Source organism: Priestia sp. Y58, from assembly GCF_029522095.1.
Classification (GTDB): domain Bacteria; phylum Bacillota; class Bacilli; order Bacillales; family Bacillaceae_H; genus Priestia; species Priestia megaterium_E.
This window is the reverse complement of sequence record NZ_JAKWFL010000002.1, coordinates 151,297-166,527: the sequence shown is the minus strand read 5'-3', so window position 1 is coordinate 166,527 and position 15,231 is coordinate 151,297. Positions and strand designations below refer to the sequence as shown.

15 protein-coding genes are annotated in these 15,231 nt (G+C 39.2%); 11 read left to right on the top strand and 4 right to left on the bottom strand.

Features of this window, described 5'->3' with window-relative positions; all coding sequences use genetic code 11:
* The first annotated feature begins 47 nt into the window (after positions 1 to 47).
* The 7 genes from MMB68_RS06565 to MMB68_RS06535 all read left to right on the top strand — a co-directional run bounded on the left by MMB68_RS06565 (position 48) and on the right by MMB68_RS06535 (position 9,613).
* Positions 48 to 1,373: an FAD-binding oxidoreductase gene (locus MMB68_RS06565; RefSeq protein WP_221784831.1), complete on the top strand. Its 1,326-nt coding sequence runs from the start codon at positions 48 to 50 to the stop codon at positions 1,371 to 1,373.
* Positions 1,374 to 2,735 (top strand): (Fe-S)-binding protein, encoded by a 1,362-nt coding sequence (locus MMB68_RS06560; protein WP_221784832.1) that lies wholly within the window; start codon positions 1,374 to 1,376, stop codon positions 2,733 to 2,735.
* Positions 2,719 to 4,170 carry an FAD-linked oxidase C-terminal domain-containing protein gene (locus MMB68_RS06555; protein WP_221784833.1) on the top strand — a complete coding sequence of 484 codons (1,452 nt, stop codon included), beginning with the start codon at positions 2,719 to 2,721 and terminating at the stop codon, positions 4,168 to 4,170. Before MMB68_RS06560 ends, MMB68_RS06555 begins: the two co-directional genes overlap by 17 nt.
* Positions 4,171 to 4,341: 171 nt before the next feature.
* Positions 4,342 to 6,519 (top strand): malate synthase G, encoded by a 2,178-nt coding sequence (locus MMB68_RS06550; protein ID WP_221784834.1) that lies wholly within the window; start codon positions 4,342 to 4,344, stop codon positions 6,517 to 6,519.
* 107 nt (positions 6,520 to 6,626) lie between these two features.
* Entirely contained in the window at positions 6,627 to 7,403 is a 777-nt protein-coding gene (locus MMB68_RS06545) for a fumarylacetoacetate hydrolase family protein (protein WP_221784835.1), read from the top strand.
* A 51-nt stretch (positions 7,404 to 7,454) separates the two neighbouring features.
* A complete protein-coding gene (locus MMB68_RS06540) occupies positions 7,455 to 8,249 on the top strand; it encodes an IclR family transcriptional regulator (protein WP_221784836.1) in 795 nt (264 codons plus the stop codon).
* Positions 8,250 to 8,380: 131 nt separating this feature from the next.
* A complete protein-coding gene (locus MMB68_RS06535; RefSeq protein ID WP_025751295.1) occupies positions 8,381 to 9,613 on the top strand; it encodes an aminopeptidase in 1,233 nt (410 codons plus the stop codon).
* 139 nt (positions 9,614 to 9,752) lie between these two features.
* Here the strand turns inward: MMB68_RS06535 and MMB68_RS06530 are convergent, their stop codons facing one another.
* Complete coding sequence (locus MMB68_RS06530) at positions 9,753 to 10,133, bottom strand: DUF4183 domain-containing protein (protein ID WP_071273549.1); 381 nt, start codon at positions 10,131 to 10,133, stop codon at positions 9,753 to 9,755.
* A gap of 134 nt (positions 10,134 to 10,267) precedes the next feature.
* Between MMB68_RS06530 and MMB68_RS06525 the strand changes: the two genes are divergently transcribed.
* Entirely contained in the window at positions 10,268 to 10,630 is a 363-nt protein-coding gene (locus tag MMB68_RS06525; RefSeq protein WP_260506787.1) for a DUF4183 domain-containing protein, read from the top strand.
* Positions 10,631 to 10,686: 56 nt separating this feature from the next.
* Here the strand turns inward: MMB68_RS06525 and MMB68_RS06520 are convergent, their stop codons facing one another.
* Together MMB68_RS06520 and MMB68_RS06515 are read right to left on the bottom strand one after the other, a co-directional pair.
* Positions 10,687 to 10,821 carry a DUF4184 family protein gene (locus MMB68_RS06520; protein ID WP_162258467.1) on the bottom strand — a complete coding sequence of 45 codons (135 nt, stop codon included), beginning with the start codon at positions 10,819 to 10,821 and terminating at the stop codon, positions 10,687 to 10,689.
* 80 nt (positions 10,822 to 10,901) lie between these two features.
* The gene (locus MMB68_RS06515) at positions 10,902 to 11,393 is read right to left on the bottom strand and encodes a hypothetical protein (protein ID WP_028409022.1); all 492 of its coding nucleotides are present in this window, start codon (positions 11,391 to 11,393) and stop codon (positions 10,902 to 10,904) included.
* Between the two features lie 407 nt (positions 11,394 to 11,800).
* On the opposite strand from MMB68_RS06515, the gene MMB68_RS06510 reads away from it, so the two are divergent.
* The 3 genes from MMB68_RS06510 (at position 11,801) to MMB68_RS06500 (ending at position 13,985) form a co-directional block, all read left to right on the top strand.
* Entirely contained in the window at positions 11,801 to 12,220 is a 420-nt protein-coding gene (locus tag MMB68_RS06510) for a hypothetical protein (protein ID WP_014459592.1), read from the top strand.
* Positions 12,221 to 12,292: 72 nt separating this feature from the next.
* A complete protein-coding gene (locus tag MMB68_RS06505; protein WP_221784837.1) occupies positions 12,293 to 13,279 on the top strand; it encodes a glycine-rich domain-containing protein in 987 nt (328 codons plus the stop codon).
* A gap of 127 nt (positions 13,280 to 13,406) precedes the next feature.
* Positions 13,407 to 13,985 carry an HAD-IA family hydrolase gene (locus tag MMB68_RS06500; RefSeq protein ID WP_221784838.1) on the top strand — a complete coding sequence of 193 codons (579 nt, stop codon included), beginning with the start codon at positions 13,407 to 13,409 and terminating at the stop codon, positions 13,983 to 13,985.
* A 2-nt stretch (positions 13,986 to 13,987) separates the two neighbouring features.
* Here MMB68_RS06500 and MMB68_RS06495 read toward each other — a convergent pair whose 3' ends face one another.
* Complete coding sequence (locus MMB68_RS06495; protein ID WP_129710273.1) at positions 13,988 to 14,584, bottom strand: mechanosensitive ion channel family protein; 597 nt, start codon at positions 14,582 to 14,584, stop codon at positions 13,988 to 13,990.
* Positions 14,585 to 15,231: the final 647 nt, after the last annotated feature.

Below are 15,231 nucleotides of genomic sequence, written 5' to 3'. Positions count from 1 at the left end.
ATTAGTGAAACGGTGTTTGCTATTACAAAACGAGAGGAGTCAATTTATTGAGTACGTCGAAGCTTCCAGGTCATTTAAAATCCATTTTATCTCATCCTTCCACACTTGAAGAACAGCATATGAATCACTTCCTTGGAAATAACGGGTCTCTGCATGTTAAGCCAACTTCAGAACAAGAAATAGCAGCCGTTTTAAAGTATGCGACGGAACACGGAAAAAAAGTCGTCATTGAAGGGAACGGTACAAAAAAAGGGTTTGGCGGGCTTATAGACACAGCAGACCTTTTGCTTTCGCTGACTGAATACAGCGGAATTGTTGAACATACAGTAGGTGATATGACGGTTACTGTAAAAGCTGGTACGCCGTTTGGAGAGCTGCAAACGTATTTAAAAACGTACAATCAGCAAGTTTCACTTGATCCAGCTCTAGGAGACTACGCTACCATTGGCGGGGTTATTGCAGCGAATGAAAGTGGTCCAAAGCGCTTGTCTTATGGATCAGCTCGAGATGCAGTAATCGGCATGAGAGTCGTATATTCAGATGGAACCATTGTTCGTTCCGGAGGAAAAGTCGTCAAGAACGTGGCTGGTTACGATATGAATAAGCTGTTTATTGGTTCAATGGGAACGCTCGGCGTTATATCCGAAATAACGTTAAAGCTGCGTCCGCTGCCTAAATATCAAAGCGTTCTTTTTCTTTCTTTTTCAAAGAGCAACATCGAAGAAATCCATGCTTTTGTTAGCAAAGTCCTAGACTCCATGATAGAGCCCGTTTCCTTGGAATTATTAAGTCCTTCTCTAGCTGAAGATATAATAGGGCAGCATTTGTTTACGCTTGTAATTAGCTTTGAAGATGTGGAAAGTTCCGTTCATTATCAAGAGAATTACATCAAAAACATTCAGCCGTCTGATACGATTTTAAAAGTACTGCAGGAAAAAGAAGCCGAGGTATTTTGGGGATTTTTTAGTAACATTAGTCCAAATGGTGCACACTGTTCTTCCGAAGAGGAAACGGAAGCCGTGCTAAAAATTGGCGTACCAAATATGAATGTACTCAATGTAATAAACAAAAGTACTGCATTAAAAACGTCCCGTCCAATGCTGATAAAAGCACACGGAGGAGTTGGACACGGTCTTTGTTCGGTCTACATAAAGGGCTCAGAAGAAGCCATTCTTTCCGTTATCACTTCATTTACTGAAACTGCTAAAACGTACGGAGGATATGTGGTCGTTAAACATTTGCCTTTTATACTGCGTCAAAAAGTAAATGTATGGGGAGAAAAACCTTCTCATTTTCCGTTACTAGCAGGAATTAAAGCGAAGGTGGACGCTAAAAATGTGCTTAACTATAAACGATTTATAGGAGGAATCTAAGTGAATTCAGCGAAAGCGGATATCAAAGATGCTCCATGTCAAAGCGTTAGCAATTATTTGTGGAAAGACGCGCCAGACGAAAAAAAATGGGCGGATTGTGTACACTGCGGAATGTGCTTGGAGTCTTGTCCTACTTATGAAATAACGGGGCAAGAACAGCATTCACCAAGAGGACGCGTGCACCTTATCAAATCGGTAGCAGAAGGAAAAATAAGCGTGAATGAACAGTTTATAGACCCTGTTTTTGCCTGTTTGGACTGCCGGGCCTGTACAACTGCTTGCCCTGCAAATGTAGACGTTGGCGGACTCATTGAAGAAGCTCGCGGCCAAATTCGTCAGGCGATGCCTTTGACGGGATGGAAAGGCATGATCAGCAAATTTTTTCTAAAGGGACTTTTTCCTCACTCTCATCGCTTAGAAGCTGCAGGAAGCTTATTGAAGCTGTATCAAAAAAGCGGAATACAAAAAGTGATGCGCACAACTGGCATGTTAAATATGATGCCAGTACATCTAGCAGAAATGGAACATGTAATGCCTAAAATTACCCGTTCTGTTCGAAAAAAATATAGAAAGAAACGCGTTCTAAAAGCAAAAGCCGAAAGAAAAGCAGAAGTGGCTTTTTTAACCGGCTGCATCATGGACGTCATGTTCAGTGATATTAATGAAGCGACTCTTAATGTATTAAGAAGAAATGGAAACGACGTTGTTATTCCTCCCTCTCAAACGTGCTGTGGTGCTTTGCACGTTCATGCAGGAGACCGAGACATGGGAAGACAGCTTGCCAAAAAAAATATAGAGGCTTTTCAACATGCGGACACTGTTATTGTAAACGCTGCAGGATGCGGCTGCATGTTAAAAGAGTATCCTGAACTATTTAGAGAAGAAGAGCAAGAGTGGCTTGAAAAAGCCGAAGTCTTTGCTGAAAAAGTCCAGGATATTTCAAAATACCTTCACGATACGGGATATCGCCCCCCGCAGGCAAAGCTGCATAAGCGCATTACGTATCACGATGCTTGTCATTTAGCTCATGGTCAAGGAGTTAGGAAAGAACCAAGAGATATTTTGCTTTCTATTCCGGGAGTGGAAATGGTTCATATGGCTAATGCGGACCGATGCTGTGGAAGTGCAGGAATTTATAATTTAACAAATCCTGATATGGCGGGGGCTGTGCTTCAAAGTAAAATGGAACACGTGCCTCATGACGTAGAAATGATTTCAATGGGAAACCCAGGATGTATGCTGCAGATGGCAGTAGGAGTAAAAAAATATGGACGAAGTCAGCAAATTGTTCACACGGTACAGCTTTTGGAGTGGGCCTATCAAAAAGAAGAGGAGGAAGCACATCGTGTTGAAGAAAAATAGAATAAAAGATCTTCACGTAAAAAATCTCTCTCAACTAGTAGATGCTCATTCTATTTTGCATCATAAAGAAGATTTGCTTGCGTACGACTGCGATGGGTTTACTATTCATAGACATTTGCCTAAAGCGGTGGTATTTCCTCAAAATACGAAAGAAGTTTCTAGCATTGTTAAATACTGCAATGAACATGATTTGCCTTTTCTTGCAAGAGGAGCAGGCACAGGTCTAAGCGGGGGAGCGATTCCTCTTAATAATGAAGTGGTTATTAGTTTAGTGAAAATGAAGCGCCTTCTTAGCGTCGACTATGAAAACAGGCGTGCCGTTGTAGAGCCGGGATTCATTAATCTTAGATTAACCAATTCAATCTCTGAAAAAGGATATTATTATGCACCTGATCCTTCGAGTCAATATTGCTGCACCATTGGCGGAAATGTAGCGGAAAACGCAGGAGGGGCACACTGTCTTAAATATGGGGTAACTACCAACCATATTTTAGGGTTAGAGGTGGTGCTTCCAAATGGAGATGTGATTGAACTTGGCAAGCAAGGTATTCCAGATGAACCGGGATATGATTTATTAGGACTTTTAACGGGATCAGAAGGAACGTTAGGAATCGTTACAAAAATTACGGTGCGCATTTTGAAAAACCCCGAAGCAAAACAAACGGTTCTTGCCTATTTCGACCGCGTAGAAGACGGCAGTCAAGCGGTATCAGACATTATATCAGCCGGCATTGTGCCTGCTGCGCTTGAAATGATGGATAAAACCGCCATTGAAGGAGTGGAAGCTGCTGCGTTTCCAGTCGGACACCCTAGAGATATTGAAGCTCTTTTATTAATTGAAGTAGACGGCATTTCAGCCGGTATTGAAGAGCAAATCCTTCGTATTTTAGACGTATGTAAAAAACAAAACGTACGGGAAGTGAAAGTAGCTGAAAGTGAAGAAGAGCGCGCGAGGTGGTGGGCAAATCGTAAAACAGGATTTGGAGCGATGGGAGCCATATCCCCTGACTATCTCGTACAAGACGGCGTTATTCCAAGAAGCAAACTGCCTCAAGTGCTGAAGCGAATTAACAAAATTAGCCAAGAATCTGGCCTTCGCATTGCCAATATTTTTCACGCCGGAGACGGGAACTTACATCCGCTTGTATTATTTGATGCTAGAAAGCCAGGGGAAACTGAAAAAGCACTCGACGCCGGAAGCGCATGTTTGCAAATATGTGCAGAAGTAGGAGGAACGATTACCGGCGAACACGGCGTGGGCATTGAAAAAAAAGAAGAAATGCGATTTGTTTTCAATGAAGATGAAATTCAAGCACAAACGAATATACGAGAAGTATTTAATCCTAAAAATCTATTAAATGCAGGAAAGCTTTTTCCAAGTCCGAGCCGCTGCGCTGAAGTCAAAAAAGAAATGAAAAAAGTAGAATATTTTTAGAAAATTCTTGAAAATACACTCGCTCGATGATATGATTTTTTTAACAAAAATAAAACGCTGTTTCGCAATAAGAAACAGCACCGCATATGTTCGTCTTAACCATTTTGGCAAAAAGAAATGAAAGCGCGTCCAAATCTAAAAATGTAAAGAAGTAAGAGGAGGAAACAGACGGTGACAAACTACAAACAAGTTGGAAATCTGAAAGTAGCTCCAGTTCTCTATCAATTTATCAATGAGGAAGCTCTCCCGGACAGCGGCCTAAGTACAGAAAATTTTTGGTCTTATTTTGAAGCGTTAGTAACCGAGTTAACACCCGTAAATAAACGTTTGTTAGAAAAGCGTGATCAGCTGCAAGCTCAAATTAATGCGTGGCATCAAGAAAATCCTGACGGTGACTTTAACGAATACAAATCGTTTTTAACGAGAATTGGCTATTTAGAAGACAAGACAGACGATTTCCTTATTGGTACAGAAGGAGTAGACAGCGAAATTGCCTACCAGGCAGGACCGCAGCTTGTTGTACCTGTAAATAATGCCCGGTACGCTATTAACGCTGCTAATGCACGCTGGGGAAGTCTCTATGATGCTCTTTACGGCACTGATGCAATCAGTGAAGAAAATGGAGCTTCGCGCACGAGTTCTTACAATCCAATTCGAGGAGAAAAAGTTATTGCGTTTGCGAAGAATTTTCTTGATGAAATTGTTCCGCTCGTTCAGTCTTCTCATGCGGAAGTGGTTCAGTACAGTCTTGAAAATGGAAGGCTTGTCGCTCAATTAAACGATGGCAGTTTAACAGAATTACAGGAAGAAGAGAAATTTGTAGGGTATCAAGGAGAAGAAGAAAGCCCTGATGCTCTTTTATTCAAAAACAACGGCCTGCATTTTGAAGTTCAAATTGATCGTACGGATTCGATTGGCAAAACAGACGATGCGGGTGTAAAAGATATTTTAATGGAAGCAGCTCTTACGACGATTATGGACTGTGAAGATTCAGTAGCGGCAGTAGACGCAGAAGATAAAGTAGATGTTTACCGCAACTGGCTAGGATTAATGAAAGGTGATTTGACGTCTACTTTTAAAAAAGGAAGTCAAAACATGACAAGGCGTTTAAATCCAGACCGTACTTATGTTTCTCCCGACAAGAAAAAGATTTCACTGTCCGGCCGTTCGCTTATGTTTGTTCGAAACGTTGGGCATTTAATGACAAACAGCGCTGTTTTAGATCGAAACGGCAACGAAATCTATGAAGGTATTTTAGACAGCGTGATTACTAGTTTAATTGCCAAACACACCTTGCTTAAAAACGGCACGTATCAAAATTCTAAAAAGAGCTCTATCTATATCGTTAAACCGAAAATGCACGGCTCCAAAGAAGTGGCTTTTGCCAACACGTTATTTAATTCAATTGAAGATATGCTAGGGCTTGAGCGTCATACGATTAAAATTGGCGTAATGGACGAAGAGCGCCGCACGACGCTTAATTTAAAAGCGTGTATCAAAGAAGTAAAAGACCGAGTGGCTTTTATTAATACTGGATTCTTGGATCGAACAGGTGACGAAATTCATACCTCAATGGAAGCGGGCGCTGTTATCCGTAAAAATGATATGAAAGCGTCTAAATGGCTTCAAGGCTACGAGCAGTCTAATGTAAATGTAGGCTTAGCAAGCGGATTCCAAGGCCGCGCTCAAATCGGAAAAGGAATGTGGGCAATGCCGGATATGATGGCGGAAATGCTTAAACAAAAAGTGGGGCATTTAAAAGCAGGAGCGAATACGGCATGGGTGCCTTCACCAACCGCAGCAACGCTTCATGCTCTTCACTACCATCAAATTGATGTAAGAGATGTTCAAAACGAATTGCTTACTCAGTCTGCTGATTTACAAGATGACATTTTGCAAATTCCTGTGGCAGAAAAACCAAATTGGAGCAAAGATGAAATTCAGCAGGAGCTCGACAACAACGCTCAAGGAATACTTGGGTATGTAGTGAGATGGGTCGACCAAGGAGTAGGGTGCTCAAAAGTACCGGATATTAATAATGTAGGGCTAATGGAAGACCGGGCAACGCTTCGTATTTCCAGTCAGCACGTAGCTAACTGGCTTCATCATGGAATTTGTACAAAAGAACAAGTAACGGAGACGCTCAAGCGAATGGCAAAAGTAGTGGATCAACAAAATGAAAATGATCCTCTGTATCAGCCAATGGCACCGAACTACAGCGCATCCATTGCTTTTCAGGCAGCCTGCGATTTAGTATTTCAAGGCTATGATCAGCCAAACGGCTATACGGAGCCCATTTTACATCGCCGCCGTATCGAAGCAAAGGCAAAAGCAGCTATAAAACAGTAAAACAAACGGCCTGTCAGCATAGGGATGGCAGGCTGTACTTACACCTTCAGAATCTGACTATCTACTATTCTTATTAAAATCAAGCAAATGGGAAAAGGAGCTATGTTATGAAATTTGTAAGGTTCGCTGTACAAGATAGCCGTCATACAGGTGTACTAAAAGAGGATACGATCAGCGTCATTAAAGGAAATATATTTGAGAAATGGGACTATACAGGGCAGACTTTTTCACCGAGTGAAGTAAGGCTTTTGGCTCCTTTAGAGCCGAATCAAATTATTGGAATAGGCGCAAATTATGCAGCTGCAAAGTCGGAGCTGCCAAGAGAAGTGCCTTCTATTCCTGTCTTCTTTTTTAAGCCCACATCCTCTGTGATCGGTCCAAACGAGGCCATTGTCATTCCAACTGCGATTAAGCACGTCAAGTTTGAATCCGAGCTTGCAGTTATTATTGGAAAAGAAGCGAAGAACATCGCAAAAGAAGACGTGCTGGACTATATATTTGGGTATACAATTGGAAACGATGTAACGGCTCCGGATTATTTTCATAAAGACGGGCACTGGACTATTGGAAAATCCTTTGATTCATTTACGCCTCTTGGCCCCGTAATCGAAACGGAGCTTGATTTTAAATCCATTCATGTAAAAGCGTTTTTAAATGGCGTTGAAAAACAAAATAGCTCGACAGATTTAATGATTATTTCCGTTGAGCAAATGATCGCTTACCTTTCTACTGTTATGACCCTTAAGCCGGGAGATGTGGTTTTAACAGGAAGTCCGGTCGGCGCGGAGCTGGTAAGCGCAAACGATGTCATTGAATGCACCATCCGAGAAATTGGAACCCTCCAAAATCCGTTTGCTGCAGAGAAAGAACGTGTAAACGTATAAGAGTGATAAAAAATGCCCGGCAGTAACACGACACATAAAGGAGAGAAAAAAATGGAGAGAGAAAATATGGTGAAGTCTGTAAGCCGGGCGTTGGATATCGTCACAATTGTCAGCATGGAAAGAGAAGGGGTAGGCGTCACAGAAATTGCAAAGCAAATGGACATCAACAAAAGCTCCGTATACCGTATTCTAACTACTCTTGCTCAGTACGGCTATATTGAACAAGATCAAGAAAACGGGCGGTACAAGCTTGGGTATAAGTTTTTAGAAGTAAGTTCAAAACTTTTAGATTCTATTGATCTACGAACGGAAGCAAAGCCGTTTTTGCAAGAACTTGAAAGTGAAACAAATGAAGTTATTCATCTTGTTGTCTACGATCAAGGTGAAGTAGTGTATATTGAAAAATTAGAAGGCAATCAGACGCTGCGCATGCATTCAAAAGTGGGGAAAAGAGCGCCTATGCACTGTACGTCTGTCGGTAAAGCTATCCTAGCTTTTTTACCGCTTAACACGGTAACAAGCATTCTTGAAAGAAAAGGCTTACCAGCTCATACCGATCACACCATTACAGATGAAGAAAGCTTTCTTCGAGAACTTTCAGAAGTAAAACAAAAAGGATATGCGCTGGATTTAGAAGAAAATGAATACGGAATTACTTGCATCGCAGCGCCTATTTTTGATCACCTTGGTCAAGTCGTTGCCGCAGTCAGCATTTCCGGTGCTACCATGCGTATGACAAATGAGCGATTAACGTATCTTCAAGAACGCATGGTTGATATAGGCAAGAACATTTCGAAGCGGCTCGGCTACAAAACTGAATCTGTGAAAGACAAAAGTTTGTTCTGATTCTTCGAGAACAAACTTTTGCTGTAAAATAACGTAATTATATTATGTAAACTATAGGCTAGGATTTTTAATTGATGTTTTATTCATGATACAATAAAGTCGTTAGAATATATACGTAAAGGAGATAAATTATGGAACAGTTTGAGCGCAATATTGAAAAGTACGCCGAGCTAGCTGTAAAAGTCGGTGTAAACATTCAAAAAGGGCAAGTATTAAACATTAATGCCGATATTTCTTCCGCTGATTTTGTTCGTGAAATTGCGAAAAAAGCGTACGAAGCCGGAGCAAAGTCTGTTGATGTAGACTGGCATGACGATCATTTAGTTCGTTTGAAATACGAAAAAGCGGATGAATCTGTATTTAATGAATTTCCTGCTTGGAAAGCTCAAGCAAGAGAAGAGCTTGTGAAAAACGGAGGCGCTGTTTTATCTGTAATTTCAAGCGGTCCTGACTTACTAAAAGGAGTAGACGGCAAACGTATTGCTGCGTTCCAAAAAGTAAGCGGAAAAGCAATGAAAAAATTCCGTGAAGCGATCCAATCCGATAAAATCAGCTGGTCCATCGTAGCTGTTCCTTCAAAAGACTGGGCAGCTAAAGTATTTCCTGACGTTCCAGAAGAGCAGCAGCAAGAAAAACTGTGGGAAGCTATTTTTAAATCTGTGCGCGTAGATCAAGAAGATCCAGTGGCCGCATGGGAAGAGCACAACGCTTCATTACATACAAAAGTAGACATTTTAAATGAAAAGAGATTTGCTAAGCTTCACTATAAAGCGCCAGGAACAGATTTAACAATTGAGCTTCCTGACAAACATATTTGGGTTGGCGCAGGCAGTGTTAATGAAGACGGCAACTCGTTTATGGCCAATATGCCAACAGAAGAAGTATTCACACTTCCAAAAAAAGACGGCGTAAATGGTCAAGTAACGAGCACAAAACCGCTTAGCTACGCAGGAAACTTAATTGAAAACTTCACGCTAACATTTGAAAACGGAAAAATTGTTGATGTAAAAGCAGAAGAAGGCGAAGAAACGTTAAAGCACCTAATTGAAACAGATGAAGGTGCCAAATACTTAGGAGAAGTAGCCTTAGTACCGCATCAATCGCCAATTTCTCAGTCAAACATCATTTTCTACAACACGCTGTTTGACGAAAATGCATCCAACCACTTAGCCATCGGCAGCTCGTATTCCTTCTGTTTAGAAGGTGGAAAAACGATGTCTAAAGAAGAGCTATCACAAAACGGAGCAAACGACAGCATCACCCACGTTGACTTCATGATTGGCTCCGCTGAAATGGACATCGACGGCATTAAAGCTGACGGTACAAGCGAGCCTGTGTTTAGAAAAGGGAACTGGGCGTTTTGAATTAAATAAATAACAATGATAAAAGCTTCTGCGGATGTAGCGCAGAAGCTTTTATTGTGATACTAAATTTCTGTAAAACTGAGATTTTATATATCTTACACGCGATTACGCTTTAAAATAAAACGATAGCAAGTTATTTTTAAGTTTGTACATCAGTTGTAGAATCAGGAGCAAAGTTAACAACTTCCAAAACTATAGGAGAACCTGTTAAAATGCTAGATCCTGCAGGAACAGTAATAGCTAAAGAACCGACACCTGTAGCTCCTGGCGTATATGTGGAAAGGCCAGCCATTTGTAAAACGCCGTTGATATACACATTGTAATAGCTGTTATCCGTAGCTAAAGCTGGAAGTGCAGTAGCCGCGCCACCTGTATCACCAAAAAAGTCAGCGGCATCTATTGTTAAAGTAGCTGCACCCGTAGTTGTAGCAGTGGCTGCATAGAAAAAGCGTGAGACGGTTGGGCTGGCTGTTACAGTGGTAGTAGCGGCTATAGCGAGTTTCATAATTTGAAGAGGCATAAATGTGTTACCTCCTTTCATGTTCTATCCTTCAATATATGCATTTGTTCCTTCTGAGGAATAGGTTTAATGGCATAAATTTAATTCTTAAAGACTATAACTAAACTAAGTACATCTGTGAAGGAGAGTTTTTCTTGAAGAAAAAATCTTACGGCTGCGATCAGTATGCACCCTCTTGTTCAACACCTTTTGTTAAGCTTCCCGTGTTGCCTCAGCAGGAATTTAGGTATATATTCCCGAAAAAAGTTCGCATCTTTGAATACTATACGGTAGCCGGAGGCAGCAAGCGCATCTTTACAGATCAAGATGCGTTAAAAGAATACGGCGCTCAGCATATATTAGATCCTGAGAGCTACTCATACAGTAATCTATTCATAAACGGTGTGTTACAGCCTTCCTCCAATTACAGCGTCCAAGAAGGACTTCTTATCATTAACACAGAGGATATTCCTTTAGAAAAATCACCCGTGATTTTACAAATGATTAAAGTAATCTAACTTTCAACCACAAAATGCGAAGTACACATGCCTGGAAACAAAAAACAAGGTGAACGTTAGTCAGTTCCACCTTGTTGTGATTCTTCTTTTTTAACCGGAGCGTCACGCTTGAACATGTGATAGTAGGTAAACGCTAAGCATAGAGCGCCGGCGATTGAACAAAAATATTGCAAAAAACGGACGAAATCCATTGGAATGACCTCCCATTTTCAGTTTCGCTTCTAGTATGTACAGGGAAGTGAAATAATATGTGAAAAAGGGAGGTTTTCTCTTATAGTTCGTATGGTTCTTGGAGAGTAAGGTAAGGCTGCTGATCTTCAAGACCAAGACGCTTATTTAATTGTCTTTTCATTAAATCGTACTGGTAGATGAGGTGAAATTGATTTTTTTTCGGTGTTTCACAGCGAATGTAGGTTTCTTGCCCGTTCTTATCTGTGAAATGAATGGTTAACTCACCGAAATAGCGTTGAACAGGAGCTCCGTGAAGGCCTTTTTCATTTTTGACAACCTTTGAAAATTCTGCTCGTTGAATACGGTTAAATGGAATAATAGCTACTTGATTGATAACAAGACGCTGATCGTACATGTCAATTTTAGATATAGAAATTTGATTAATTCCTTCTGCAAATTTAACATGCCCGTTTACAGAAACAAGCGGTTTGCGATCCTCAGGATCAACAGCGCCTTGAGGCCGCTTAATGACGTAGAAGCTAGCTACGCCAAGTGCTACGATACCAACCACAACAATAAGTGCAAACATCATTTTGCATTCCACCTCCTGAGTATAGATGTGTAATCTGAATTTAACAGCAAGCTGTTTCAGTTGCCATATTGCCTCAACAATGAGGGTAGAGAAAAGCAGTTCGGCAGTTCATTATAAGTATATACATACGTTCGACAATATGGTGTGATATTCCTTCTTATTATGACTTTTTTACGACAAAATAGGCAAAACTCTTTTCGAAAATGAAGCAAATCAGTTACAATTTAAGGATAAGGTACCAAATTTCTTTTTTATCTCAAAAAAGTACAGAAAAACGTAAAAAATTCTAGGTACTTTCTCATATTTTTACTATTTTTATAGAATTTATCCCAATTTCTAATCCTTTATCGTGTATAATCTCTTGTGTGCAGCATGATATACATAAAGGTGTAAGGAGGCACAGTTCATTGTCTTTATCAGCAAAAAAGATATTATTATTAGTTTTAGTAGTTATATGTTTAGTGTTAGTTGTGATGCAATTCATAAATCGATCAGCAGAGCCGACTTCTGAACAGGCCCAAGAAACACTGAGTAAGCTTCCTGAACAAGAAACCGTTAAAGAAAAAGCAAAGGGCGACGAGGAAGCGCACAAATATCGAGTGTATTATATTACTATTGAAAAAATCGAAAATGGTACATACAGCGGAACAACAAAAGAAGGAACGGGCATTAAATTTTCCGATAAAAATTTAAATGAACCGATTCCAAGCAATTTGAAAAAAGGAGATATCGTTAAAGCATACTTTGATCTTGAATATAGCACGAAAGGTCTAGTCAAAGTAGAAAAGGTAGACGAGATACCCGATGATGACGAGAGCTCAAGTTAATTGAGCTCTTTTTTTGTATTTTACGAATGTGGTAAAATATTGAATATATAGACGCGGTATAGGGGGAAGAAGATGATAGCAGCAATTATAGTAGGAGCGGTAATTCTTTTAGCTCTGATTATTAAAGGGATTGCAAAGCCGAGAGGGTTTCGCTTGTATAAAGAGGAGCTTCCAGATGAGCTCGGAATACATAAAGATAATGGTTTTGAAGATATTGTTCATTCACTGGAAGATTCTTTACCGGCAGCCTATGTTCACCAAGTGAAACAGCGTATGCAAGGGCGAAATACAAAAGACGATGAAGTAGAATGGACGTTTTTTGAGATGAAGCGCTACTTTTTATTAAATGCAGTCATCAAAGACGTACCGATGTTTAGTGAAAAAGTGGATGAAGTGTGGCACGAAATGATTATGTTTACAGTAGATTATGAGCGTTTTACAGAACACTTTTTCAGCCGCTTTTTGCATCACCAGCCAAATGTAGATACAGCTCCATTTCCACAGCCGGATAAGCGAGCATTCTTCGATTGGATGTATGCTCATTTGTTTGACATAACGGGCAACAGCCGACTGCTTTGGGGGAAATTTTTTCAGCATCCGCTTGATAAAAGTACACTTCAAGATTTTCAAAGATTGTCAGAAGATGAATTACTAGATCGCTATTTTTTAAGAAACGCCAAATGGGAAAAACAGCAGAGAACCCTGATTCAAACGTTAAAAGAAGAAGTCACTGCTGCACGAAAAAGAAAAAAAGCAGGCGGATCAACTTATTTTAAAAAAGCGGCTAAAAAAGGAAATGTATCAAACGAACTTCTTCTTCAAGGCTTTGTTTTTTATTCTCTCTACAAAGTCACCAACTTTTCAAGCCATATGAATGAGCTGCTGCTATATAAAAAGACGATGTATGCGGGAGATACAGCCTCTTACAGCGGGTATAGCTGTTCAAGCCCCTGGGAAGACAACCGCCACCATCACCACAACGATGGAGGTCATCACCATCATGACAGCGGCAGCAGCTGTTCAAGCTCTAGCTGCGGGAGTGGGTGCAGCAGCAGCTAATAAAGTAAAAAAACTCGTTTTATACGAGTTTTTTTACTTTAAATGCAACGACGATAAAATGATTCACTGACAAGCAATGAAAAATTTGGTATAATCGTTACGTTTTTAAAAAGGAGAGACAGTGAAAATGAATATTTTATGGGACTTTGATGGAACCATCTTTGATACCTATCCAACGATTGTAAAAGCATTCAAAGAATTACTAACAGATCAAACAATCTCAGAAGAAGATATTTTAAAGCAGATGAAAATATCTTCTGACGTAGCAATTAAGCATTTCAATATTGAAAAGTCTTTGTTTGATAACCACTTCCATGTGCTCGAACAGAAAATTAACCCTAAAGATAAGCCTGCTTTTCCTCACGTAGAAGACGTACTGAGCTTTGCGGATACAAATGTAATTGTTACGCATAAATCTAGACAGTCTACTCTTGATATTCTGGCATTTTTTAATATGGAGCACCATTTTACGGAGATTATTACAAAAGATGATGGCTATAAACGAAAGCCTGATAGCGGCGCTTATGCCTATCTTCACGATAAGTATCAGCTCGATTTAGTGATTGGAGACCGCGAGCTTGATCTAAAACCTGCCCGTGAACTTGGAATCAAAACATGTGCATTTCAAAATAACGACATCGAAGCAGATTATCACCTTACATCATACGATCAATTCTTTACAACTGTCGTAAATAAAAACTCGTGAAGCTATTCTTCACGAGTTTTTATTTGTTCAGGGTTATGTACTTCGGGAATTTCACCGAGCGTATAGTTCGCTACTTTTGTAATGTTACTATTAGCAAAGAAGTAAAACTCTCCGTCAACTCCGCGAATTTTTGTCGTGCGCAATCCAATTTCTTCAACAGTTCCTTTCGTATCATTTATGGATACGTGATCTCCTACTGAGAATTGATCTTCAAATAGAATAAAAAAACCGTTTAAAATATCTTTAATCAAATTTTGTGCACCTAAGCCTGTAATAAATCCTGCTACGCTAATACCAGCTAAAAGAGCTTTCATATTAATTCCGATTGCTTCTAAAGATGTGATAAGTACAATAAAATACACGACGTACATGACAATGCTCAGACAAAGCTTTTTCAGCGTTATTTCTTTACGTTCGTTGTACCTCAGCAGCTTGGTTTTAAATCTGAAATCAAAGATTTTATTAATTACACTACGAGCAAACCGGATAACGATTTGAGCAATAATAAAAATCAAGATAATCTTTATAATTACTTCACTAATGTCAATCCACTTACCGGTATTAAATAAAGTTTGCTGTACCCACTGTATGTCTTTCATGACTAAGTCCCTTTCTTGCTTTATAAAATTTTCTCTACTGAATAGTATAATTTATTTTTAAAAATATACTACTAGAATTTATTAAGAGGCGTTTGAACTATTGTTTTGTTTTATTTTAATTTATTTGTATTTGGTATATGTAATGAAAACTCCTTAATTTAGAAAAAGTGAAAATCTTCAGGTATAGATATTTTTAAAACATTTCTTTATACAAATATTAAATAAAATCTTATAGCAGAGATTAGTATAGATCTTATTAACAAACATTATATACAGATATTAAAGAAAGAAAAATCCTGTAAAAACCCAATGATATCAAGGGTTAGAGAGGAAATTACTTTTCAATAAATAACTGTGTGGAAAATAGACCTTTTTTGTGAACAGCATCCTTTAGCTAAAGGATGTTTTTTATAACAATAGATATGGAAACTATTTTATTCACTATGTTTTTTCTTCTGCAATAGACGGATTTTAAAATTCATAGTATGAAGATTTCTATTAAAAGTATGAATTATTTCCATTGTGGATAAAAATCGTCGTGTTAAAGAGTAAATAACCTGGAAATCATCGTTAATAAAAAAATAAAAGGGATGTTTTTAATAACAAAGAGGATGATATAACATTAATTGAATATGTTTTCTTTCTTT

Coding starts and splice junctions, on each gene's coding strand:
- MMB68_RS06530 (WP_071273549.1), bottom strand. CDS start 10,133: ATGCCTCTTCAAATTATGAAACTCGCTATAGCCGCTACTACCACTGTA.
- MMB68_RS06540 (WP_221784836.1), top strand. CDS start 7,455: ATGGAGAGAGAAAATATGGTGAAGTCTGTAAGCCGGGCGTTGGATATC.
- MMB68_RS06500 (WP_221784838.1), top strand. CDS start 13,407: ATGAATATTTTATGGGACTTTGATGGAACCATCTTTGATACCTATCCA.
- MMB68_RS06505 (WP_221784837.1), top strand. CDS start 12,293: ATGATAGCAGCAATTATAGTAGGAGCGGTAATTCTTTTAGCTCTGATT.
- MMB68_RS06535 (WP_025751295.1), top strand. CDS start 8,381: ATGGAACAGTTTGAGCGCAATATTGAAAAGTACGCCGAGCTAGCTGTA.
- MMB68_RS06495 (WP_129710273.1), bottom strand. CDS start 14,584: ATGAAAGACATACAGTGGGTACAGCAAACTTTATTTAATACCGGTAAG.
- MMB68_RS06545 (WP_221784835.1), top strand. CDS start 6,627: ATGAAATTTGTAAGGTTCGCTGTACAAGATAGCCGTCATACAGGTGTA.
- MMB68_RS06515 (WP_028409022.1), bottom strand. CDS start 11,393: ATGATGTTTGCACTTATTGTTGTGGTTGGTATCGTAGCACTTGGCGTA.
- MMB68_RS06520 (WP_162258467.1), bottom strand. CDS start 10,821: ATGGATTTCGTCCGTTTTTTGCAATATTTTTGTTCAATCGCCGGCGCT.